General features: G+C 71.3%; 14 protein-coding genes and 3 pseudogenes. 4 read left to right on the forward strand and 13 right to left on the reverse strand.

The features are described from left to right. Positions 1 to 274 precede the first annotated feature (274 nt). The 5 genes and pseudogenes from ACFV0T_RS38485 to ACFV0T_RS38505 form a co-directional block, all read right to left on the reverse strand. Entirely contained in the window at positions 275 to 1,960 is a 1,686-nt protein-coding gene (locus ACFV0T_RS38485) for a ribonuclease J (protein WP_385789640.1), read from the reverse strand. A 143-nt stretch (positions 1,961 to 2,103) separates the two neighbouring features. Continuing rightward, on the reverse strand, positions 2,104 to 3,003 hold the full coding sequence (gene dapA / locus ACFV0T_RS38490) for a 4-hydroxy-tetrahydrodipicolinate synthase (RefSeq protein WP_385789642.1): 900 nt from the start codon (positions 3,001 to 3,003) through the stop codon (positions 2,104 to 2,106). 211 nt (positions 3,004 to 3,214) lie between these two features. Continuing rightward, a pseudogene (gene thyX / locus ACFV0T_RS38495) lies at positions 3,215 to 3,664 on the reverse strand (FAD-dependent thymidylate synthase); the annotation flags it as partial. Between the two features lie 3 nt (positions 3,665 to 3,667). Then, positions 3,668 to 4,594, reverse strand: a pseudogene (locus ACFV0T_RS38500) (HNH endonuclease); the annotation flags it as partial. Continuing rightward, positions 4,574 to 4,864: pseudogene (locus tag ACFV0T_RS38505) on the reverse strand (FAD-dependent thymidylate synthase); the annotation flags it as partial. The pseudogenes ACFV0T_RS38505 and ACFV0T_RS38500, both read right to left, overlap by 21 nt. A gap of 208 nt (positions 4,865 to 5,072) precedes the next feature. On the opposite strand from ACFV0T_RS38505, the gene ACFV0T_RS38510 reads away from it, so the two are divergent. After that, entirely contained in the window at positions 5,073 to 5,312 is a 240-nt protein-coding gene (locus ACFV0T_RS38510; protein WP_385789644.1) for a hypothetical protein, read from the forward strand. 125 nt (positions 5,313 to 5,437) lie between these two features. Beyond that, positions 5,438 to 5,995 (forward strand): hypothetical protein, encoded by a 558-nt coding sequence (locus ACFV0T_RS38515; RefSeq protein WP_385789646.1) that lies wholly within the window; start codon positions 5,438 to 5,440, stop codon positions 5,993 to 5,995. A gap of 120 nt (positions 5,996 to 6,115) precedes the next feature. On the opposite strand, the gene ACFV0T_RS38520 is transcribed toward ACFV0T_RS38515, so the two are convergent. The 5 genes from ACFV0T_RS38520 to rpsO all read right to left on the reverse strand — a co-directional run bounded on the left by ACFV0T_RS38520 (position 6,116) and on the right by rpsO (position 11,595). Next, positions 6,116 to 6,553 (reverse strand): hypothetical protein, encoded by a 438-nt coding sequence (locus ACFV0T_RS38520; RefSeq protein WP_385789648.1) that lies wholly within the window; start codon positions 6,551 to 6,553, stop codon positions 6,116 to 6,118. A 20-nt stretch (positions 6,554 to 6,573) separates the two neighbouring features. Then, a complete protein-coding gene (gene dapB, locus ACFV0T_RS38525) occupies positions 6,574 to 7,326 on the reverse strand; it encodes a 4-hydroxy-tetrahydrodipicolinate reductase (protein ID WP_385789650.1) in 753 nt (250 codons plus the stop codon). A gap of 42 nt (positions 7,327 to 7,368) precedes the next feature. Then, a complete protein-coding gene (locus ACFV0T_RS38530; protein WP_385789652.1) occupies positions 7,369 to 8,748 on the reverse strand; it encodes a M16 family metallopeptidase in 1,380 nt (459 codons plus the stop codon). Beyond that, positions 8,745 to 10,967 (reverse strand): polyribonucleotide nucleotidyltransferase, encoded by a 2,223-nt coding sequence (locus ACFV0T_RS38535; RefSeq protein ID WP_385789653.1) that lies wholly within the window; start codon positions 10,965 to 10,967, stop codon positions 8,745 to 8,747. Before ACFV0T_RS38535 ends, ACFV0T_RS38530 begins: the two co-directional genes overlap by 4 nt. 340 nt (positions 10,968 to 11,307) lie before the next feature. Further along, positions 11,308 to 11,595 (reverse strand): 30S ribosomal protein S15, encoded by a 288-nt coding sequence (gene rpsO / locus ACFV0T_RS38540; protein ID WP_143640166.1) that lies wholly within the window; start codon positions 11,593 to 11,595, stop codon positions 11,308 to 11,310. Positions 11,596 to 11,858: 263 nt separating this feature from the next. Here rpsO and ACFV0T_RS38545 point away from each other — a divergent pair, with 263 nt between their 5' ends. Continuing rightward, positions 11,859 to 12,155: a DUF397 domain-containing protein gene (locus ACFV0T_RS38545; protein WP_385789655.1), complete on the forward strand. Its 297-nt coding sequence runs from the start codon at positions 11,859 to 11,861 to the stop codon at positions 12,153 to 12,155. 110 nt (positions 12,156 to 12,265) lie between these two features. On the opposite strand, the gene ACFV0T_RS38550 is transcribed toward ACFV0T_RS38545, so the two are convergent. Next, positions 12,266 to 13,771 carry a PQQ-binding-like beta-propeller repeat protein gene (locus ACFV0T_RS38550; RefSeq protein WP_385789657.1) on the reverse strand — a complete coding sequence of 502 codons (1,506 nt, stop codon included), beginning with the start codon at positions 13,769 to 13,771 and terminating at the stop codon, positions 12,266 to 12,268. A 410-nt stretch (positions 13,772 to 14,181) separates the two neighbouring features. Between ACFV0T_RS38550 and ACFV0T_RS38555 the strand changes: the two genes are divergently transcribed. Continuing rightward, positions 14,182 to 17,847: an SCO5717 family growth-regulating ATPase gene (locus ACFV0T_RS38555; RefSeq protein WP_385789658.1), complete on the forward strand. Its 3,666-nt coding sequence runs from the start codon at positions 14,182 to 14,184 to the stop codon at positions 17,845 to 17,847. 92 nt (positions 17,848 to 17,939) lie between these two features. Here the strand turns inward: ACFV0T_RS38555 and ACFV0T_RS38560 are convergent, their stop codons facing one another. Both ACFV0T_RS38560 and ACFV0T_RS38565 read right to left on the reverse strand, forming a co-directional pair. Beyond that, complete coding sequence (locus ACFV0T_RS38560; RefSeq protein WP_385789660.1) at positions 17,940 to 18,905, reverse strand: bifunctional riboflavin kinase/FAD synthetase; 966 nt, start codon at positions 18,903 to 18,905, stop codon at positions 17,940 to 17,942. 128 nt (positions 18,906 to 19,033) lie between these two features. After that, positions 19,034 to 22,747, reverse strand: a complete 3,714-nt coding sequence (locus ACFV0T_RS38565) for a trypsin-like peptidase domain-containing protein (RefSeq protein WP_385789662.1) — start codon at positions 22,745 to 22,747, stop codon at positions 19,034 to 19,036. Positions 22,748 to 22,992 lie beyond the last annotated feature (245 nt).

The following is a 22,992-nucleotide window of genomic DNA, read 5'->3' on the forward strand; positions in this document are numbered from 1 at the left end:
CCCTTCGGTCTTGCGTTTCCGACTCTATCAGATCTTTCCGACCCGATTTCCTCGGTGCTTTCCAGGTTCCCGCTTCCGCGTTTCCCTTTCCGGCGACTCCGACTTTATCAGAGATTCTGAGTCGGAATTCCCGCCCCGCTCGGGGACTGGTTCCGATGCACGAAGCTACCGGGTTCCCGTTCTGGCGGAGCCGTAAACGTACTGGAGCGGGGCTCCTCGATGCAAATCGAGGAGCCCCGCTCCAGGTTCACGCGTACGAGGGGTCGTACGCGGGTCAGACCTCCACCACGACCGGGAGGATCATCGGCCTGCGCCGGTACGTGTCCGAGACCCACTTGCCCAGGGTCCTGCGGATGAGTTGCTGCAGCTGGTGCGGCTCCACCACGCCGTCCTGGGCCGAGCGCTCGAGCGACTCGATGATCTTCGGGGCGACGGCACTGAAGGCCGAATCATCGATGCCTGAGCCGCGGGCCTGGATGTGCGGACCACCCGTGATCTTTCCGGTCGACGAGTCGACGACCACGAAGACCGAGATGATGCCCTCGTCCCCGAGGATCTTGCGGTCCTTCAGGGCCGGCTCGCCCACGTCGCCCACCGAGAGACCGTCGACGTAGACGTACCCCGCCTGGACCTTGCCGGAGATCTTCGCCTTGCCCTCGATCAGGTCGACGGCGACGCCGTCCTCGGCGATGACGATCCGGTCGTGCGGGACGCCGGTCAAGGCGCCCAGTTCGGCGTTGGCGCGCAGATGGCGCCATTCGCCGTGCACCGGCATCAGGTTCTTCGGGCGGCAGATGTTGTAGAAGTACAGGAGCTCGCCCGCGGACGCGTGGCCCGAGACGTGCACCTTGGCGTTGCCCTTGTGGATGACGTTCGCGCCCCAGCGGGTCAGGCCGTTGATCACGCGGTAGACCGCGTTCTCGTTGCCGGGGATCAGGGACGACGCCAGGATCACCGTGTCGCCGTCGACGATGCGGATCTGGTGGTCCCGGTTGGCCATGCGGGACAGGGCCGCCATCGGCTCGCCCTGTGAACCCGTACAGACGAGGACCACCTCGTGGTCCGGAAGGTCGTCGAGCGTCTTGACGTCCACGACCAGGCCAGGCGGGACCTTCAGGTAGCCCAGGTCCCGGGCGATACCCATGTTGCGGACCATGGAGCGGCCGACGAAGGCGACCCGGCGGCCGTACTCGTGCGCCGCGTCCAGGATCTGCTGGATCCGGTGGACGTGGCTGGCGAAGCTGGCCACGATGATCCGCTTGTCGGCGTTCGCGAAGACCTGGCGCAGGACGTTGGAGATGTCGCGCTCGGGCGGGACGAAACCGGGTACCTCGGCGTTCGTCGAGTCGGCGAGGAGGAGGTCGATGCCTTCCTCGCTCAGACGTGCGAAGGCGTGGAGGTCCGTCAGACGGTTGTCCAGCGGGAGCTGGTCCATCTTGAAGTCACCCGTGTGGACCACCATGCCGGCGGGGGTCCGGATGGCGACCGCGAGAGCGTCCGGGATGGAGTGGTTGACCGCGATGAACTCGCAGTCGAAGGGGCCGATGCGTTCACGGTTCCCCTCCGCCACCTCCAGGGTGTACGGGCGGATGCGGTGTTCCTGGAGCTTCGCCTCGATGAGAGCGAGGGTCAGCTTGGAGCCGATCAGGGGGATGTCCGGCTTCTCCCTGAGGAGGTACGGGACACCGCCGATGTGGTCCTCGTGACCGTGGGTGAGGACGATGCCCTCGATGTCGTCGAGACGGTCCCGGATCGACGAGAAGTCCGGCAGGATCAGGTCGATTCCGGGCTGCTCCTCCTCCGGGAAGAGCACTCCGCAGTCGACGATCAGCAGGCGGCCGCCGTACTCGAAGACCGTCATGTTGCGGCCGATCTCACCGAGACCGCCTAGCGGGGTGACTCGCAGACCGCCTTCGGGGAGCGGCGGAGGCGAACCGAGTTCAGGATGCGGATGACTCAAAAGACTCTCCTCACCACACGCGCCACGTACCGGCAAGGCACGTGGCGCGCGTGACGTTCGTGCAGAAGCAGTTGTCATTGTGGGGTGCGGGCGCCGGAGGCCCGCCTATTCAGTTGTGAAGCCTGGTGGTGCCAAGTCTGTTGTCAGAGCTGTACCCCGCCGGCGGCAAGATCGATCTTGAGCTGAGCGATCTCGTCCGGCGTGAGCTCGACCATGGGCGGCCGCAGCGGTCCGGCGGGCAGTCCCTGGAGGGCGAGCGCGGCCTTGGTGGTCATGACGCCCTGGGTGCGGAACATGCCCGTGTAGACGGGGAGCAGCTTCTGGTGGATCTCCGTGGCCTTCTGGACGTCGCCGGAGGTGTACGCCTCGATCAGGGTGCGCAGCTCCGGCGTCACCACGTGGCCGACGACCGAGACGAAGCCGACCGCGCCCACGGACAGCAGGGGCAGGTTCAGCATGTCGTCGCCCGAGTACCAGGCGAGGCCCGACTGTGCGATGGCCCAGCTGGCGCGGCCGAGGTCGCCCTTGGCGTCCTTGTTTGCCACGATCCGCGGGTGCTCGGCGAGCCGGACCAGCGTCTCGGTGTTGATGGGGACGCCGCTGCGGCCGGGGATGTCGTAGAGCATGACCGGCAGCTCGGCGGCGTCGGCGACGGTCTTGAAGTGCCGGTAGAGGCCTTCCTGCGGGGGCTTGTTGTAGTACGGGGTGACGACCAGGAGGCCGTGTGCGCCGGTCCGCTCGGCGGCGCGGGCGAGCTCGATGCTGTGGTGGGTGTCGTTGGTGCCGACGCCTGCCACGACGTGGGCGCGGTCGCCGACCGCCTCCAGCACGGCTCGTACGAGATCCGATTTCTCCGCGTCGCTCGTGGTGGGGGACTCGCCGGTGGTGCCGTTGACGATCAGGCCGTCGTTGCCTGCGTCCACCAGGTGGGTGGCGAGCCGCTGTGCGCCGTCGAGGTCGAGTGCGCCGTCCGCCGTGAACGGCGTGACCATGGCGGTGAGGACCCGCCCGAAGGGGGTCTGCGGAGTGGAGGTCGGAGCCATGGGTAACACGCTACTCGCTGCTCAATGCGGGGTCTGCCCTTGGGGTGCGGGGAAAGTCCTGACAAATGCGGAGCCCGGCACTGCCTGCTCGGGGGTTCAAGCAGTGCCGGGTCCGTTTGATCAGGCTAGATGAACTTCTCCAAATGCCGCAATACGGACACTTCGCTCGACTGACCCGCACATGTGTGCCCGACAGGCGAACAAGGCTTCGTTACGGGGCCACCCGGCCGTTGGCGTTGAAGGCGGCGTAGGTGAGCGGCATGAGTCCGGCCCACTCGGCCTCCATCTTCTCGCCGACCATCTCGATCTCCCGCTGCGGGAAGGACGGGACCTTGGCCAGCTCGTGCTGGGTGCGCAGCCCGAGGAAGTGCATCAGCGAGCGGGCGTTGCAGGTGGCGTACATCGAGGAGAACAGGCCGACGGGGAGCACCGCACGGGCCACCTCGCGGGCGACGCCGGCGGCGAGCATCTCCTGGTAGCGCTCGTACGCCTGGATGTACGACTCCTGCATCGAGCGCTCCATGATCTCCTGCTGCGCTTCGGTGCCGGCGACGAACTCGTACTTGCCCGGGCGCCCCTGCTGGACGAGCTTGCGGTCCTCGCCGGGTACGTAGAAGACGGGCTGGAGCTCGCGGTAGCGCCCGGACTCCTCGTTGTAGGAGTTGTGGACGACGATGCCGTTCGCCAGGAAGTTGTGCCAGGGGCCTTCCACGGTGAGGTCGTACGTCATCTCCTCGCCGTCGTCCTCGATGGACACGATCGGGTCCGCGACGGCCACGGAGACCTTGCCGTCGTGACGCGCGAGCGTCTGCTCCTCGGCGCTCTTGGCCGCGTGGCAGGGCTCGCAGGCGGGTGCGAGGTTGCGCTCGTCGAGTGCGCGCGTGAGGTCCGCGGTCACCGGAACGACGTGATCGAGCGCGAGGGCCTCACGCGGGAAGGACTCGCCACAGAGGTGGCAGGTGTCGCTCTCCCCGATCAGACGATCGCGCTGCATCGAGGTCCAGACCCCCACGCCACGGCGCAGGCTCGGCGGAACCGGATCCTCCGCGGAGCCGGGCGTGGTCCCGGCGGCCATCACCGCGTCCCCCACCGCGAGCTCGCCGGCCTTCCGCCAGCCGTCCGGGGTGAGCACCGCGTGGTCGACGGTGCTGCGCAGGACCTTCCCGCTCACGGTGGTGATCTTGATCAGGGCCTTGACGCCCGACCGGATGACGTCGAGGATCTGGCCGCTCCGGGCCGTCAGCGTCTCTTCGTCGTAGCAGCGCACCTGCGTGCGCCGGACCGATTCGAGCTTGCGCAGCCGGGTGGAGGGGTGCAGTTCCCGGAACTCCGCGACGGCGGAGTCGGCCGCTTCCCTGTTGTCGTACAGCCCCAGGTGGTGGGTGGTCTCGCCGCGGTGGACCTGCGCCATCCACTTCCCGGCGCCGGCGTGCCAGGTCACGCCACCCGCCGAGTGCGGCAGCCGGTCCTCGACGTCGAGGTGCCACAGCTTGTAGAGGTCCTCGATCGACCGGCGCCTGAGCGTCCCCGCCTCGCTGACCAGCGTGATCTCCGTGTCACCGGCCACACACCAGCCCACCCGGTGCCGCATGAACTCGCGGAAGACGAAGATCGGGGCGCTGATGAAGAACGTCATCGAGTTGTGCTCGAAGGGGCTGCCGTGCCGGTCCCGCATCAGGTAGTTGATCAGGCCCTTGGACCGCTCGGGGTCCTTCGTGAGCTCCTCCAGGGACTGCTCGCCGGCGGTGGAGACGCGGGCGGCCCACAGCACGTCGGAGTCGGCCGCGCTGTGCTTGACCAACTCGACGGTGACGTCGCTGCGGAAGCTGGGCTTGAGGTCGTCGGCGGGGGTGTCGGTCACGGCTCGGCGGGTCCTTCCATCACTTCTCTCGGGCGGCGCCCACTCTACGGCCCGGCCCTGACATCGGGGCGTTCGGTGCCGGGCCGCGACATCTTCGGAGAACTTCTGTCAATTCAGTGAAACCTGGCACCAAAGGACGCATTCGCTCGTCTGTATCGGTGAGAGCGATTCGTTCGACCCCGCACAGCCCAGAGGAGAAGCAGTACCTATGTTCCGTCGGCGTGAACCCGTCCCGTTCGCCTTCCTCGCCGAAGCCGACAGGTTCCGCAGCAATGTCACTCCCCCGCCCGGTGAGCGGGCGTCCTTCCATCAGATGGCCGGGCGCTGGTTGCTGGGTGTCACCATCGTCGCCGGGCTGGTGGGCGCCCTGGTCATCGGGATGCCCGCGCTGTCGTTGGACCACTCCGCGACGCAGCGACAGCAGTCACAGGCGTCCCAGGGACGCTGACCCACCCCCGCCACCGGCCGACGAGGCGGGGGGCACCCCCATGGCCCCCCAAGGGTGGTGAGCGGGCACATAGGCGGATAGCCTCACCGGGCACAGCCCATGCATGGAATGAGTGAGGACCAGCCGTGCCCCTGCCCTTCCTGACGGCCGACCGCACCTTCGAGGCGACCGACGACAGCGCGCTCCCGTACGACGACCGCGACCGCTGGCGGCGGCCCTACCGGCCCGGCCCGTGGCGCGTGGGCGTGGCGGCGCTGTGTCTGCTGCTCGCCTCGTACGTGCTGTTCGCGGCGGTCATCATCGCCCTGACCGACTCTCCGTCCGCCGCCGCCGCGGTCTTCGGCACGGCGTTGCTCATCATCGCCGTCGCGCTGCGGCTGCTGCGCGTGGGCGTGTGGGTGAGCGCGAGCGGGCTGCGCCACGTGGGCTTCCTCGCCACCCGCACGGTGTCCTGGGACCGGGTCGTCGCCGTACGGACGGTCCAGCAGCCGGTGCGCTGGCTCGGGCTGCCTCGGACGGTCCAGGGCCAGGCCCTGACCCTGGTGCGCAACGACCGTCGGGCGGCGGAGGTGCCGCCGCTGCTGACCACGCACAACGCGGACTTCCTGGCGCGTCCCGAGGCGTTCGACCGGGCCGCGGACAGCGTCGAGGTGTGGGCCGACGAGTACGGCCGCGGCGCCTGACGGTCCCGATGATCTTCCGGTCCCGCTAGGTGTTCCGGTCCCGCTAGGTGTTCCGGTCCCGCTGGGTGTTCCGCCTGCGGTGACCCGGGCGCGGTGGTCCCGCGCGGATCACCGCACCCCTCACCTGCCGCGCAGAGCGATCGCGCGCTGCATCGCCTTGCGGGCGCGCGGGGTGTCGCGGGCGTCGTGGTAGGCGACGGCGAGGCGGAACCAGCTGCGCCAGTCCTCGGGGGCCACCTCGGTCTCGGCCTTGCGCCTGGCGAAGACCTCGTCGGCCGAGTCACGGTCGATGCGGCCGCCGGGGGTGCGCTTCAGCTCGTCGACGGGCAGACCGCCCTCGGCGTCGAGTTCGGCGGCGAGCCGGTTGGCCCTGCGGACGAACTGGGTGTTCTTCCACAGGAACCACAGGCCGATCACCGGCAGGATCAGGACCGCGACCCCGAAGGTGACGGTCAGGAGCGTGCCGGACTGGATGAGCATGACGCCGCGGCTGCCGACCAGGACGAAGTAGAAGACCAGGACGGCGGCCGTGACGGCGTACGAGAGCATTGCGCGCATGGTGTCGTCAGCGCCCGGTTTCAGCCGAGGTCCAGGAAGTGCTCCAGGCCGAAGGTCAGGCCCGGAGTGCTCACCACGCGGCGCAGACCCAGCAGGATGCCCGGCATGAAGCTGCTGTGGTGCAGGGAGTCGTGGCGGATGGTGAGCGTCTCGCCCTCGCCGCCGAGCAGGACCTCCTGGTGGGCCAGGAGGCCGCGCAGCCGGATCGCGTGCACCGGGACCCCGTCGACGTTCGCGCCGCGGGCGCCGTCCAGTGCCGTGGCGGTGGCGTCCGGTGCCGGCGCGGAGCCCGCCTCGGCCCGTGCCTGGGCGATGAGCTGGGCGGTGCGGGTGGCGGTGCCGGACGGCGCGTCCAGCTTGTTCGGGTGGTGGAGTTCGACGACCTCGACCGACTCGAAGTAGGGCGCGGCGATCTGCGCGAACTTCATGGTCAGGACGGCGCCGATGGAGAAGTTCGGCGCGATGAGCACACCTGTCCCCGGGGATCGGGCCAGCCAGTCGTTCAGCTGTGCGAGGCGCTCGTCGGTCCAGCCGGTGGTACCGACGACGGCGTGGATGCCGTGCCGGACACAGAAGTCGAGGTTGTCCATCACCGAGGCGGGGGTGGTCAGTTCGACCACGGCCTGGGCGCCGGTCTCCGTCAGCGTCTGCAGTTTGTCGCCCCGGCCGAGGGCGGCGACCAGCTCCAGGTCCTCGGCGGCCTCGACCGCCCGTACCGCCTCGGACCCGATGCGACCGCTCGCACCGAGAACCGCCACGCGCAGCTTGTTCATGTCTCTTGCTTCCTTACCGAGGGGATGGGGCGACCGAGGGCATCAGGCGACGGCGTCGTGCAGCCGCGCGGCCTGCTTGTCCTTCAGCGGGCCGATGACCGACAGGGACGGACGCTGCCCCAGGATGTCGCGGGCGACCGAGCGGACCTCGTCCGGGGTCACGGCGGCTATCCGGGCCAGCATGTCGTCGACGGACATCTGCTCGCCCCAGCACAGCTCGCTCTTGCCGATACGGTTCATCAGCGCGCCCGTGTCCTCCAGGCCCAGGACCGTGGAGCCCTGGAGCTGGCCGACGGCACGGCCGATCTCGTCGTCGCTGAGTCCGTGCGCGGCGACCTGGTCGAGTTCGTCGCGGCAGATCTTCAGCACGTCGTGCACCTGGCTGGGACGGCAGCCCGCGTACACGCCGAACAGGCCGCAGTCGGCGAAGCCCGAGGTGTACGAGTACACGCTGTAGGCCAGGCCGCGCTTCTCGCGGACCTCCTGGAAGAGCCGGGAGGACATGCCGCCGCCGAGGGCCGTGTTCAGCACGCCGAGGGCCCAGCGGCGGTCGTCGGTGCGGGCCAGGCCGGGCATGCCGAGGACGACGTGTGCCTGCTCGGTCCTGCGGCCGAGCAGTTCGACGCGGCCCGCGGTGCGGATGGTGCGCCGGCCGTCGCGCGGGGCGATGGGCTCGGCCTCCGGGTTCCGGAAGGCGCCCGCCTTCTCGAACGCGGCCCGCACCTGGCGTACGACCTTGTGATGGTCGATGTTGCCCGCGGCCGCGACCACCAGATGGGTCGGGTCGTAGTGCTTCTTGTAGAAGCGGCGGATGCGGTCGGCGGTCAGGGCGTTGACCGTGTCGACCGTACCGAGGACCGGGCGGCCGAGGGGGTTGTCACCGAACATCGTGTGCGCGAACAGGTCGTGCACGCAGTCGCCCGGGTCGTCCTCGGTCATCGCGATCTCTTCGAGGATCGCGCCCCGCTCCACGTTGACGTCGTCCTCGACGATGAGGGAGCCGGTCAGCATGTCGCAGACGACGTCGATGGCGAGCGGCAGGTCGGTGTCGAGCACGCGCGCGTAGTAGCACGTGTACTCCTTGGCCGTGAAGGCGTTCATCTCGCCGCCGACCGCGTCGATGGCGGAGGAGATGTCCAGCGCGCTCCGGCGTGACGTGCCCTTGAAGAGCAGGTGCTCCAGGTAGTGCGTGGCGCCGTTCAGGGACGGGGTCTCGTCGCGCGAGCCGACGTGCGCCCAGATGCCGAAGGTCGCCGAGCGGACCGAGGGCAGGGTCTCGGTGACGATGCGCAGGCCGCCCGGGAGGGTGGTCTTGCGGACCGTGCCGATGCCGCCTGTGCCCTTGACGAGGGTTTGGGTACGGGCGACGGCCCGCGCCTCCGAAGAGGTGCGGGCCGTCGCCGTGGAGCTACTCGACGTCACTTGTCGGTGTCGTCCTTCTGCTCGTCGTCTCCATCGCTCTCGCCCTCGATCACGGGGATGAGGGAGAGCTTGCCGCGGGAGTCGATCTCGGCGATCTCGACCTGGACCTTCTGGCCCACGCCGACGACGTCCTCGACGTTCTCCACGCGCTTGCCGCCGGCGAGCTTGCGGATCTGCGAGATGTGCAGCAGACCGTCCTTGCCCGGGAGCAGCGAGACGAACGCGCCGAAGGTGGTGGTCTTGACGACCGTACCCAGGTAGCGCTCGCCGACCTCCGGCATGGTCGGGTTGGCGATGCCGTTGATCGTGGCGCGGGCGGCCTCGGCCTGCGAGCCGACCTGGGCACCGATGTAGATGGTGCCGTCGTCCTCGATCGTGATCTCGGCGCCGGTGTCCTCCTGGATCTGGTTGATCATCTTGCCCTTGGGGCCGATGACCTCGCCGATCTTGTCCACGGGGATCTTGACGGTGATGATCCGCGGGGCGTTCGGGGACATCTCGTCCGGCGTGTCGATCGCTTCCATCATCACGTCGAGGATGTGGAGGCGGGCGTCACGGGCCTGCTTGAGAGCGGCGGCCAGGACGGAGGCCGGGATGCCGTCCAGCTTGGTGTCGAGCTGGAGGGCGGTCACGAACTCCTTGGTGCCGGCGACCTTGAAGTCCATGTCACCGAAGGCGTCCTCCGCACCGAGGATGTCGGTGAGGGCGACGTAGTGCGTCTCGCCGTTGATCTCCTGGGAGATCAGGCCCATGGCGATACCGGCGACCGGGGCCTTCAGGGGCACACCGGCGTTCAGCAGCGACATGGTGGAGGCGCAGACCGAACCCATGGAGGTCGAGCCGTTGGAGCCGAGGGCCTCGGACACCTGACGGATCGCGTAGGGGAACTCCTCGCGCGTCGGCAGCACCGGCACGATGGCGCGCTCGGCGAGGGCGCCGTGCCCGATCTCGCGGCGCTTCGGGGAACCGACGCGGCCGGTCTCGCCGACGGAGTACGGCGGGAAGTTGTAGTTGTGCATGTAGCGCTTGCGGGTCACCGGCGAGAGGGTGTCCAGCTGCTGCTCCATACGGAGCATGTTCAGGGTGGTGACGCCCAGGATCTGGGTCTCGCCACGCTCGAACAGCGCCGAACCGTGCACGCGCGGGATGGCCTCGACCTCGGCGGCGAGCGTACGGATGTCCGTGACGCCGCGGCCGTCGATGCGCTTCTTCTCCTTGATCACGCGCTCACGGACCAGCTGCTTGGTCAGCGAGCGGTACGCGGCGGAGATCTCCTTCTCGCGGCCCTCGAACTCCGGCAGGAGCTTCTCGGCGGCGAGCGCCTTGACGCGGTCCAGCTCGGCCTCGCGGTCCTGCTTGCCCGCGATGGTCAGCGCGGAGGCCAGCTCCGGGCGGACGGCGGCGGACAGCGCCTCCAGGATGTCGTCCTGGTAGTCGAGGAAGACCGGGAACTCGCCGGTCGGCTTGGCGGCCTTGGCGGCGAGGTCGGCCTGGGCCTTGCAGAGCACCTTGATGAAGGGCTTCGCGGCGTCCAGACCGGAGGCGACGACCTCCTCGGTCGGCGCCTCGGCGCCGCCCGCGACCAGCTGGATGGTCTTGTCGGTGGCCTCGGCCTCGACCATCATGATCGCGACGTCGCCGTCCTCCAGGACGCGACCGGCGACGACCATGTCGAAGACGGCGTCCTCGAGCTCGGTGTGCGTCGGGAACGCGACCCACTGGCCGTTGATCAGCGCGACGCGGACGCCGCCGATCGGGCCGGAGAAGGGCAGACCGGCCAGCTGCGTGGACGCGGACGCGGCGTTGATCGCCACGACGTCGTACAGGTGGTCGGGGTTGAGCGCCATGATCGTGGCGACGACCTGGATCTCGTTGCGCAGGCCCTTCTTGAAGGACGGGCGCAGCGGACGGTCGATGAGGCGGCAGGTGAGGATGGCGTCCTCGGAGGGACGGCCCTCACGGCGGAAGAAGCTGCCGGGGATCTTGCCGGCGGCGTACATCCGCTCCTCGACGTCCACCGTGAGGGGGAAGAAGTCGAGCTGGTCCTTGGGGTTCTTGGAGGCGGTGGTGGCCGACAGCACCATGGTGTCGTCGTCCAGGTACGCCACTGCGGAGCCGGCGGCCTGCTTGGCCAGGCGGCCCGTCTCGAAGCGGATGGTGCGGGTGCCGAAGGCGCCATTGTCGATGACGGCCTCGGCGTAGTGGGTCTCGTTCTCCACTAGCGTTTTCTCCTCGTCTTCGTCCCTCCTCGCCCGTGTGGCGGGGGGACGGTGGTGGAGAAGCGCTCCGTCTGGTGCGGGCCGGTCTTCGATCGAAGCTCCCGGGGCTCACTTCCCCCCGGGGGCCACTACCGAGGACCGGCGGCGGCGAGGTGCGCTTCTCCTCGTTCGGTGTGCGTGATGACGCCCCACCCGGTACGGGTACGGCCTATCACACGGTGTCCTACGTAATGCGTTGTGCTACCACACTACAAAGCGCCGGTGACACTCCGCACGTTTCCGTACGTACGGCAAAGGGAGCGGTCCCGATCATTTCGGGAACCGCTCCCTCCACGGCGTCTTACTTGGCGCCCGCGGCACCACGACGGATGCCGAGACGGTCGACCAGCGCACGGAAGCGCTGGATGTCCTTCTTGGCCAGGTACTGCAGCAGGCGGCGACGCTGACCGACCAGGATCAGCAGACCACGACGGGAGTGGTGGTCGTGCTTGTGGGCCTTGAGGTGCTCGGTCAGGTCCGAGATCCGGCGCGACAGCATGGCGACCTGGACCTCGGGGGAGCCGGTGTCGCCCTCCTTGGTACCGAACTCGCTGATGATCTGCTTCTTCGTAGCGGCGTCGAGCGACACGCGTACTCCTCGTAGTCTCTGAGTAGCCACCGAGTGCCCCTGGTCCACATCTCAGGGGAGCTTCCGTTACTCGGGAGGCGGGGATCCGCTGGGCGCGGCCTTCAGAGCGATGCTCCGGGGGCGCGTACACAAACGGCCGTCGTCCAGAATAGCAGCAGGCGAGGGTCCTCCTCGCCGGGGTCCCCGAACCACCCGGACGCGGCAGCGGCGGCCACTAGGGTGAACGTCTGGATCATCCGCACGTCGGAAGGGGGCGCTTCGCCATGGCGGAGGAAGTGAGCGAGGACGTCAAGGCGCGCAAGGCGCGGGAGCGGGACGAGCTCTACGCGCTCGACATCTCGGACGTCGAGTGGCACGGCGCGCCGGGTACGGAGGAGCACGAGGAGCGGGTCGAGATCGCCCGTCTTCCCGCCGGTGCGGTGGCCATGCGCTCGTCCCTCGACCCCGGCACGGTCCTGCGGTACACGGAGGCGGAGTGGCGGGCCTTCGTGCTCGGCGCGCGGGACGGGGAGTTCGATCTGGAGCCGGCGCCGCACAATGGCGGGCTCGACGTGGAGTGACGTACGCCGCCGGTAACCGGTGGCGGCAGGGAGAAGGGGCGGTACGCGTGCGCGTGCCGCCCCTTCTCCCTGCCCGCCCGCGACCCTCGGGCCGGCGTCGATCGTGGCCGTCAGTGCGTGAGGCCGGCGCTCCCCAGCCCGATGGTGCTGAGCACCGGGTCCTTGGGGGCGTCGTCGTCGCGGGCCAGTTCGCGCCGCCCGAAGAAGACCCGGCCCCGCTCGAAGACGATGTCCGTCTGTTCCGGATCGCTCAGCTCGTACTCGTCGTCCTCCGGAAGCTGGAAGAGGAGGTAGGGAGTCTCCTTGTCGGTGCGCGGGTTCCAGCTCACCACGGCCGCCGGGGCGATCGTGCCCGCGCCCCGGCGGTAGATGAGAAGGTCGTCGCCGCTCGTCCGCAGCGGGTAGACCATCTGCATCTCACGGCCCTCGAACTTGGCCTGCGACCTGCCCGTCTTCAGGTCGAACGCCACGATCCAGTCCGACGGCTGGTCGTTGGCGATGTTCTCCTTGCTCATGACGTAGGCCTGGTCGCGGCCGACGACCAGGCCGTCGCAGTTCTCCGTCGTGCCGAAGAAGGGCGAGAAGGAGTACCGCACGCCGCATTTGGCGTCGTAGCCGCCGAGGGACATGGCGGCGCGTCGCCTGCCCTTGTCGTCGAGGGAGATCAGATCGGTCGCCGCGCTGTCGCCGGCCGCGACGGCGAGGACGGGCGGGTCGGACGAGGGCAGGTAGACACCCTGGACACCCCTCGCGACCTGGTACGTCCACTGCGGCTTGCCCGTGCGGGGATCGAGTCGCTGCACCTTGTACGTGGCGTCCGTCGCCTCACCACAGCTGACCAGGGCGAGCAGCGCGCGTCCGCCGGCGAAGCCCTTGTCCTCGCACCGGGAAAGGGTCGTGCTGTTCCAGAGCTGCCTGCCGTCCTTCATGTCGTACGCCACCGAGCCCCGCCCCCAGGCCACGGCGACGACGCCCTTGGTCAGGGTGAGGTCGGTGTTGGTGACGTACGCGAACTGAGCCGCGGGCATCTTCTTCTGCCACAGCTTCCTGCCGGTGTTCAGGTCGACGAACACCACCTGGTCGCAGACGCCTTCGTGCTCCGAACCCGCGGACTTCGGCGGCTGGATGACGACGGCGGTACGGCCGTCGGCGGTGACGTGTCTGCTGGTGGCGCAGAGGTGGCCGCCCAGTTGGAGGGTCCAGGCCGTCTCGTCGTACCTGGGCTTGATCCGGTAGCCCTCGATCCGGTCGGCCACGCCTCTGGCGAGGATCTTGCCGGTGGCCCAGGTACCGGGCGCGTAACGCGGGTTGGTCTCGGTGCTCTTGGCGAGGTTCTCCTCGTTGTGCTCGATCATCAGCCGGCCCTCGGGCGAACCGGGGACCTTCTCGACCGTTTCCCTGATGTCGTCCGGGCTCTGGACGACGGGCGCCGGCCTGCCGTCGGCCGCCGCGCTGTCGTCCCCCGCGGACGACACGAGCCAGCCTCCGGCGCAGAGCCCGCCGACCACGAGGACGGCCAGGGCGCCGAGCACTTTCCTACGGCGCCGCTCGCGGGCTGTCCGGTCGGCGGCCAGGGCGGATTGGGTGTAGACGGAAGGGGGTGGGCCGAAGCTCACGCGTCAGGATCCTTTTCTGCTCGGCCGGGGGCGGCCCTGTCGGATGCCCACCGTGTCGGTCAATCCTCTTACGGGGCACACGGGTTAAGACCCGGCAACGATCACCTCTCTTCACCTTCTGTCCTGCTTGTTCACGAATGTCGCTCGGTTTGTTCACCGATACGCAGGCTGCGTACGGAACTTCCGGGCAGGCTGTGACGCAGTGGGCAGGCGCTCAGGGGTGGACGGGCCTGACAGGGCGGGGCTTGCGGTGATTAGGCTGGGACCGGGCGCGATGCCAGAACCCGTGGACCGGGCGTCGATGTCCCAGGGGGAGAGCCGGTTCTTCGGACGACCTCGAACGACTTCGGACGACGAGAAATGGTCGCCCCGGCACGGCATGGGGGTTCTCGACCACACCAGGAGGAACTGTGAGCAGCGATCGGGACGGGATCCGCGGGGGCTGGGCCACACCCGGCGATGACCAGCCCGACGTCGAGTCCGACATCGAGATGACGGGCGAGTTCACCATCGACTACGCGCCGCCTGCCTGGTACACGCAGAACGCGGCGGGGAGTTCGGGGTCGGGGGGTGACTCGGGGTCCGGCGGTGAGGCCGGTGGTGGCGCCGGCGGTTCCGCTGGTGGTTCCGCTGGTGATGGTGGCGCGGGGGCGCAGGGTACGAGCACGCCCGGTGCGCCGGGTCCGGCGTTCCCGTCGGGGCCTTCGGGTGCGCCGCTACCGGGGCTGACGCCGCCCGCCCACGCTGTTCAGGGGCCCGGGGCTCCCTTCCTGCCGCCGCCGACCGCGACTCCCGGGACGCCGTTCACCGCGCCTCAGCCGCCCACGCAGGCCGCGCCGCCCGCGGGGGGGCCGGTTGCCGTGCCCCGGCTTCCGGTGGGAAGCGGGTTCGAACCTTCGGCCCACCCGGCTCCTCCGGCTCCTCCGGCTCCTCCGGCTCCTCAAAGTCCTTCAGCGGACGCTGTTTCGCCGACGGCTGTGCCGAACATTCCGGTGGGCGGATTCCAGGCGCAGTGGGGGCCGGCGGCTGCCACGCCCCCGCCGACTCCTGTGCCTCCGGCTTCCCCGACTCCTCCGACTGCGCCCGCTGCGGCTGCCGATGTCGATGCCGACGACAGCGCCTCCGGCACCGGCACCGGCATCGACGCTGATGATCTCGAGAGCGGCGCCACCATGCGGTTCTCCGCTGTGGCCCTGAAGCGAGAGATCGCGGAGCGGGCCGCCGAGGCCGACTCTCGGGAGCGAGAGCAGGAACAGGCGCAGGCGCAGGACGCGAAGGTCGAGGCCGAGGCCGCCGAGGTGGCCGAAGCAGCCGACGCCGAAGATGTGGCCGCCGAGGACCCCGACGCGGTGTCATCGGATGACGCCGAGGCCGAGGACGTCGCGGTCGAGGAAGTCGAGGTGTCGGGCCCCGGCCCCGAGGGCGCGCGCGAAGACGACGCGGGCCACGAGGGCCACGAGGGCGACGAGAGCGACGAGAGCGACGACGAGGACAGCGATGCGGTGCCTCAGGACGCCATGCACGACGACACCGACACCGACACCGACACCGAAGACGGCGCCGACGACACCGAGCCCGCGGCCGCAGCCATAGCGGACGTGGACGTCGAGCCCGTGGATGTCGAGCCTGCGGACGCCGTGCCCGCCGAGGCCGAACCGCTGGACGCCGTGCCCGGCGACGAGCCCCAGGACGCCGTTCCGGCCGACGCACCGCAGGACGCCGTTCCGGGTCCCGCCGAGGCGCCGCAGGACGCTCCCCCGGCCTGGGCTCCCCCGCCGGCGCCGCAGGCCGGGCTGCCGCCCTTGCCGCCGGCCTACCAGCCCGTGACCCCGGCCACGGCGGCCGAGTGGCCCGCCCAGCAGCCTCCGCAGCCGCGTCAGGCGGAAGCTCCGGCCCAGCCGCCGTTCCAGCCGCAGGCCCCTCAGCCCGCGCCCGCCGCCTGGAACGCGCCCGCCGCGACCCCGGCCGCCCCGCCCGCGGCGCCCAACGCGCAGGGTGGCTACGGCTTCCCGCAGCCGGGCGAGGCTCCCGCCCCACCGGCATCCCACGCCCCCGCCGCCTACGGCTTCCCCCACCCCGGCGCGCCCTCCCCGGCCCCGGCAGCGCCGGACGCCCGAGCCGGCTACGGCTTCCCCCACCCGGGAGCCCCCGCACCCACCCCACCGCACACCCCCGGTGGCTACGGCTTCCCGCCCGCCCCGCACGCCCAGCCAGAGCCCACGCCCGCCGCACCCCAGCCGCCCGCGGACGCGGCACCCCACGCCCCGGCCGCGTACGGCTTCCCCCACCCGGGAGCCCCCGCACCCACCCCACCGCACACCCCCGGTGGCTACGGCTTCCCGCACCCCGGCGCGCCCGGCCCCGTGCAGCCCGGCGGTTACGGGTTCCCGCAGCCGCCCGCGCCGCAGGGCCAGTCGCAGCAGGCCGAGGCGCAGGCCCCCTCGGCGGCTCCGCACGGATTCGTCCCGCAGCAGGCCACACCGGCACCACAAGCACCACCGCAGCCCGCTCAGGCCTCGGAACCCCAGCACGCCCCGCAGCCTCCTCAGGCCGCCCCGGCACCGCAGGCACCCCACGCGGCCCCGCAGGCACCCCACGCGCCCCAGCCGCCGCAGGCATACCCACAGGCCACGCAGCCTGCCCAACACCCGCGGCAACCCCAGCCCGCGCAGCACCCGCAGGTCGCCCAGCCCGCGCAGCAGTCACCGCACCCCCAGCCCCCCGTGGACCCCCGTGCCGGTGCCGCCTGGCCGCAGCCGATTCAGCACGATCAGCGGCAGCCGACCAATCCCGGGGCCGCGCCGCTCGGTTACACCGCGGCCGTGGAGCTGTCGTCGGACCGGCTGCTCAACAACAAGAGGCAGAAGGCGAAGAGCGGGCGGCCGGCCGCGGCCGGCGGTCGGTTCAAGCTCGGCGGCAAGAAGGAGGAGGCCGAGCGGCAGCGGAAGCTCGACCTCATCCGGACGCCCGTCCTGTCGTGCTACCGGATCGCCGTCATCAGCCTCAAGGGCGGGGTCGGCAAGACCACCACGACCACCGCGCTGGGCTCCACGCTCGCCACCGAGCGGCAGGACAAGATCCTCGCCATCGACGCGAACCCGGACGCCGGCACCCTCGGGCGGCGCGTCCGGCGGGAGACCGGGGCCACCATCCGTGACCTCGTCCAGGCGATCCCGTACCTCAACTCGTACATGGACATCCGGCGGTTCACGTCCCAGGCGCCGTCGGGGCTGGAGATCATCGCCAACGATGTCGACCCGGCGGTGTCGACGACGTTCAACGACGAGGACTATCGGCGCGCGATAGACGTGCTCGGCAAGCAGTACCCGATCATCCTCACCGACTCGGGCACCGGTCTGCTGTACAGCGCCATGCGCGGTGTGCTGGACCTCGCCGACCAGCTCATCATCATCTCGACGCCGTCCGTGGACGGTGCGAGCAGCGCCAGTACGACGCTGGACTGGCTGTCCGCGCACGGCTACGCCGACCTCGTCTCGCGGTCCCTGACCGTCATCTCGGGAGTACGCGACACCGGCAAGATGATCAAGGTGGAGGACATCGTCAGCCACTTCGAGACACGCTGCCGCGGAGTCGTCGTGGTGCCGTTCGACGAGCACCTCGCCGCCGGTGCCGAGGTCGACCTCGACATGATGCGGCCGAAGGTGCGGGAGTCGTACTTCAACCTCGCGGCGATGGTCGCCGAGGACTTCGTGCGACACCAGCAGATGCACGGCCTGTGGACCTCGGACGGCAACCCGCCGCCCGTGGCCGCCCCGCCGATGCCCGGTCAGCCCTACGCCGGCCAGCCCTATCCCCAGCAGCCGGGCCAGCCGTACCCCCAGCAGCCGGGCCAGGCGTATCCGCAGCAACCGGGCTACCCGCAGCCGGGCCAGCCGCCTTACCCCCAGCCGGGACAGGCAGGTCAGCCGGAACAACCGGGACAGCCGCCCGCCCAGCCCTACCCGCCGGCCGGCCGGCCCTACCCGCAGCAGCCCGCACAGCAGCCTGGGCAGCCGTACCCGCAGCAGCCTGGCCACCCCCAGCCGCCGCAGCCTCCTCAGCCCCCGCAGCAGTAGCCCCCCGTAGGCGAGTGAACGCGAAGGGCGGCCGGTGTCCCGAAGACACCGGCCGCCCTTCGTCGTCGTAACGACCGTATGAACGAGAACGGCTACTCGGCCGTCTCCGTCGCGGTCGCGGCCTCCACCAGCTCCCGGCAGCGCTTCACATCCTCGGCCATCTGTTCGAGCAGCGCTTCCAGCGACTCGAACTTCGCCTGGCCGCGGACGTAGGCCAGGAAGTCGACGGCGACGTGCAGGCCGTACAGGTCCAGGCCGACGCGGTCGATGGCGTACGCCTCCACCGTGCGCTCGGTGCCGTCGAACTGCGGGTTCGTGCCGACGGAGATGGCGGCCGGCATGGCCTCGCCGCTTACGTGCAGCCAGCCGGCGTAGACGCCGTCGGCCGGGATCGCGGTGTGCGGCAGCGTCTCGACGTTCGCCGTGGGGAAGCCCAGCTCGCGCCCGCGCTGGGCGCCGCGGACGACCACGCCCTCGACCCGGTGCGGGTGGCCGAGGATCTCGGCGGCGCCCTCGACGTCACCCGAGGCGACCAGGCGTCGGGTCAGCGTGGAGGAGAACGGCTCGCCGCCGCCCGCCACACCGCTCACGTAGAGGTCGACGACCTCGACCTCGAAGTCGTAGACCGCGCCCTGCTCGGTGAGGAACGCGACGTTCCCGGCGGCCTTGTGGCCGAAGCGGAAGTTCGGGCCCTCGACGACCGCCTTGGCGTGCAGCTTGTCGACCAGGACCTTGACGACGAAGTCGGCCGGCGACAGCTTCGAGAACTCCTTCGTGAACGGCAGGACCAGCACCGCGTCCACCCCCAGCTCGGCCATCAGCTCGGCGCGACGGTGGTGCGGGGCCAGCAGCGGCGGGTGGCTGCCGGGACGGACGACCTCGCTGGGGTGCGGGTCGAAGGTGACCACGACGGACGGGATGCCCCGTTCACGGGCGCGCTCCACGGCGTGCTTGATGATCAGCTGGTGGCCCCGGTGGACTCCGTCGTAGGAGCCGATGGTGACGACACTGCGCCCCCAGTCCTCGGGAATGTCCTCCAAGCCACGCCAGCGCTGCACTGTGACCGCTCCTTGTCGAACCCGCGTCCGTTACTTGCCTCCTGTGCAGGTCTAAGGGTGCCATGCCGAGTGCTCCGGCCTCGCATCGGCATGGTGGCTGTGACGGGGCGCACTCTTCGGGCCGGAGCTCAGGCCGAAACCCGTAGCCCCGCCAGGTTCTCGATCATCCGGCGGGTACTGGGCCCCACCACCGCGGCCCAGTCCGCGGGGGCGTCGGTCAGCCAGCCCGCCATACGGACGGCGAAGCCGGGGACCTGGCGGCCCAGATCGACCAGACCGCGGTCGAAGCGGGTCGCGCCGTCCGGGGTACGGACGAGCAGCAGCCCGGTGCGGTGGATGAGATCCCTCAGCCCGTCGTGCGGGCCTCCGCCGTACGGAACGCCGTCCTGCGGAGCCGTGTCGCGCGGACCTCCGTCCTGCCGGCCTCCGTCCTCGCCGTGCCGGGCGGCGGCGCGCAGCAGGGCCTCCAGGACCGCGGGGTCGTGTTCGTGGGCCAGGAGGAACTCGCGCAGCTCGTGGCGCAGGGGGCGCGAGGCGGGGGTGCCGGCAGCGGTGAGCACGGCGGCCAGCTCCGCGCGCACCCGGTCCGGGCCGCCCCCGTCGAGGAGTCCGGTGACCAGTGGGAGGAGGACGGGTCGGGCGGCGGGGCCCTGATCCAGGCGGCGGTCCACGTAGGCGGCCACCTGGACGGCGGTCGCCGGGTTCCCCTCCGCCGCTTCCCGCACCAGGGCCGCGACCCGGCGGGCCAGGGTGGGGGTGGTGACGTCGGCGAGCGTGCGCAGTGCCTCACCGGCGTCCGACCTGCGCAGTCGCGCCCGGAAGGCGGCCAGCACCGGCTCGGGGTGGGTGGCCAGGGCAGGCACCAGCGCGCTCGGCGGGAGCTGCGGATCGGCCGCCGAGAAGTACTTCAGCGCCTGCGGGAGGTGATCGTCGCGGGTGTGCGGATCGCGTACGAGAAGAGCGAGCGCGCCGCCGTGCAGGGTGCTGTCGGCGGCGCGGGCCAGCAGGTCGAGGGCCAGGTGGCGCAGCAGCTCGCGGTCGGCCTCGGTGCGCACGTGCGGGGCGGCGCGCAGCCCGTACGCCACCGCCGCCACCCGTCGGGCCGGACGTTCGTCGCGCGCCCACCGGTCGACGGCCCGGCACACCGCGGACGGTTCGTCCTCGGCGAGGACGGCGAGGAGTTCGTCGGCGCGCCGGTGCGCGCGGTCGACGAGGAGCTCGGTGAGGTCGTCGAGGGCGCGGTGGCGGTGGGTGTGCAGCAGCGCCTGCGCGGCCGTCGCCACGGTGGCGTGCGGGGTCGCGGGCAGCGGCCGCTCGTCGTCGAACCAGCTGATGAGGTGCGGTAGTACGGCGATGGGGTCGGCGGCCAGGAGCGCTGCGGCCGCGTCGAGGTAGCGAGGTGGGCCGGTGTCGTGCGGGGCGGCGTCGGCGAAGAGGAGTCGGCGCAGGAGGTCGAGGCGGACGGTGTCGGGAAGGTCCAGGGCGGTCCAGAAGACGGGTCCGAACTCGCCCGGCGGGGGCCGTTGTTGCCGTCGGCGGGCGACGATCCGCTCGACGAGCAGGCGCAGTACGCCGGTGTACGGCATCGCGTCCGGTACGCGGCGCAGCACCTCGGCGAGCAGCCGGGCCGCCCACCAGGAGTGCGGCTCCGCGTCCAGGGCTCGGGCGAGTTCCTCCAGGCGCACGGCGAGCCGTCGGGTGCCGTGCTGGCGGGCCAGGAGCAGCAGGGACTGGACGACCGGACCGATGCGGTGGGGCGGTACGGGCAGCGCCCGGGTGTCCGGCGGCGGGCAGTGCACCAGGACGCGCAGCGCTTCGTCCAGGTCGAGGTGCATGCCCTGGATCCAGTCGGCGAGTTCCTCGTGGGCGAAGCGGTAGCCGTCTCCGGCGGGGACGAGGAGGCCCTCGGTGAGGACGGCGGACGCCCAGCCGGTGCCGCCGCCGAGCCGGGCCGGGGCGGGTCCCCAGGGGAACACCGCCTCGAACGACTCCCGGTCCAGCTCGCCCTGGCCTGGTCCGAGGCTGCGCCGGGCGGCCTCGTGGACCTGGCCGGAGACCTTCGCGGCGAGTCGTCGTACGGCGGTGCCGCGCAGGCCGTTCTCGGCGGCGAGGCGGACGGCGACGCGCAGGCACATCAGGTCCAGGTGTGCGGCGAGGACGTCGTCCCCGTCGAGCGGGCCGTCCGGGACCTCGGGGAGGGCGGCGCGGACCTCGGAGAGGAGTCGGAGGGTGAGGGGGTGGCGGGCGTGCGGCTCGCTGAGCGCGGTGTCGGGGATGCCGTAGCGCTCGCGGGCGAGCCTGGACTCGTCGGCGCGCAGGTCGCCGAGGTGGACGCAGGGCGGGAGCGCGTGAACCAGGTCCTGACTCGCGGACCGCGTGCCATACAGCGCCTCCGATCCGACCGGACCGCCGCCGTAGAGGGCCTCCGACCCGACCGGACCGCCGCCGTACAACGCCCCCGACCCGACCGGACCACCGCCGTACAACGCCCCCGGCGGGAATTCCGCGCCCGCTCGTTCCCAGTACTCCGCGCGGCAGCCCACCACCAGTCGTGCCCCCGCCTCGCGCAGCCAGGTCGCGGTGCCCGTGGTCCACTCGGGCAGGCGGTGGGCGAGGGCGGGCGGCATCTCCTCGGGGCCGTCGAGCAGGAGCAGCAGGGGGCGGCCGGCGGTGTGGGCGAGGCGGGCCAGGCGCTCGGGCGTGATGTCGCCGAGGTCGGCGGGGAGGCCGGGGCAGGAGGCCGTCACGATGCGGGCGGCGCGGGTCAGCGCCCGGCGGGCGGCGTCCGCCACGGAGCCGTCGTCGTCCTGGAGGTCGGCACCGCGCAGCCACAGCGTGGGCGCCGGTGCCGGTCCCCGGTTGCGGCGGCCGGCGAGGGCCGCGAGTTCCGTCGTACGACCGCTGCCGGGGGCGCCGACCAGGCCGAGGACGACGGCCGGGCCCTCGACGAACAGGGCCAACTCCCCGGCGACCGCGGCCCGTTCGACGGGCTCGACCAGGGGTCCCAGGCCGTCCGGGCCGGGGCCGGCGACCTGGCCCGCGAGGGCGCCGGGCGGGCCGTCCGAGCCCACGGAGGTGGCCGTGAGCTCCAGTACGCCGGCCAGGTTGAGGTCGGCGCCGTAGGCGGGCACGGTCGCCGCGTTGCGGGCGAGCAGCTCGGTGAGCGGGCCATGCTCGGCGTGGACGGCGTCCTGCGGTCCGGCGACGCCGGGAGCCCGCAGGAACAGCGGCACGGCGAACCCCGTGTCGCGGTGGCCGGACTGCAGGGCGGTACCGACGACCCCGACGACGGCACCGGTCAACGCGTCGAGCACGGGTCCGCCGGCCGCCCCGCCGCCGAGGCGCAGGGCGTCCCGGCCCGCCGTGCCGATCGCCAACTCCAGCGCGTCGTCGAGGAGATGGAAGCGGTCCGTGGCTGTGTACGTCACCGGAGTCCCGCCCAGCACCCGTGCCTCCCGCCAGCAGCCCGCGGCGACGCGTACGTACGTGCCCGGCTCGGCCCGGCCGCGCACCGTGACGGGCAGCGGGTCCGCGCCGAGACCCTTGGTACGGACGAGGGCCAGGTCCAGGGCGGGCAGCGGGGTCACCGCGTCGGCGGTCACGACGCAGGTGCGGTCCGCCACGTGCAGGACGACGCGGGGCAGGCCGTCGACCGCCTCGTGACTGGTGATCACCGTGCCGTGGTGGTCGGCGACGAAGCCCGCGCCGCGAGGGCGGCCGGCCAGGTCATGGATGCGGACGAGGGCGGTGTCGGGGGGATCCTCGCGATGGCCGGGTGCGGTGGCCCCGGCGTCGTCCGGTGTGCGGCGGGCGCCGCCCGCCCGCGGGCCCCGTCCCGCCATGGTCGTACCTCCCCGCCCTGCGCGCGTGCCCTCCGTTCGACGGTAGGCGCGCGGTGATCGGCGGGACAGATCGCCGGATGAACGCGCCCCCTCACGCTCCGTCGGTTCACTCCGAGCGCCTGCCCGGACGGGTGAATAGGGCAGGGTCGGTGGATACACCCTAGGGGTGGGGGAACCGAGGGGGGACCGTGGAGCGGCGGCAGAGGAAGACCCCGTGTTCGCCGCTCCACGGGCACCACACCCTC

Source organism: Streptomyces sp. NPDC059582, assembly GCF_042735715.1.
Classification (GTDB): Bacteria; Actinomycetota; Actinomycetes; order Streptomycetales; family Streptomycetaceae; genus Streptomyces.

Coding starts and splice junctions, on each gene's coding strand:
- dapA (WP_385789642.1), bottom strand. CDS start 3,003: ATGGCTCCGACCTCCACTCCGCAGACCCCCTTCGGGCGGGTCCTCACC.
- ACFV0T_RS38510 (WP_385789644.1), top strand. CDS start 5,073: ATGTTCCGTCGGCGTGAACCCGTCCCGTTCGCCTTCCTCGCCGAAGCC.
- ACFV0T_RS38520 (WP_385789648.1), bottom strand. CDS start 6,553: ATGCGCGCAATGCTCTCGTACGCCGTCACGGCCGCCGTCCTGGTCTTC.
- dapB (WP_385789650.1), bottom strand. CDS start 7,326: ATGAACAAGCTGCGCGTGGCGGTTCTCGGTGCGAGCGGTCGCATCGGG.
- ACFV0T_RS38545 (WP_385789655.1), top strand. CDS start 11,859: ATGGCGGAGGAAGTGAGCGAGGACGTCAAGGCGCGCAAGGCGCGGGAG.
- ACFV0T_RS38565 (WP_385789662.1), bottom strand. CDS start 22,747: ATGGCGGGACGGGGCCCGCGGGCGGGCGGCGCCCGCCGCACACCGGAC.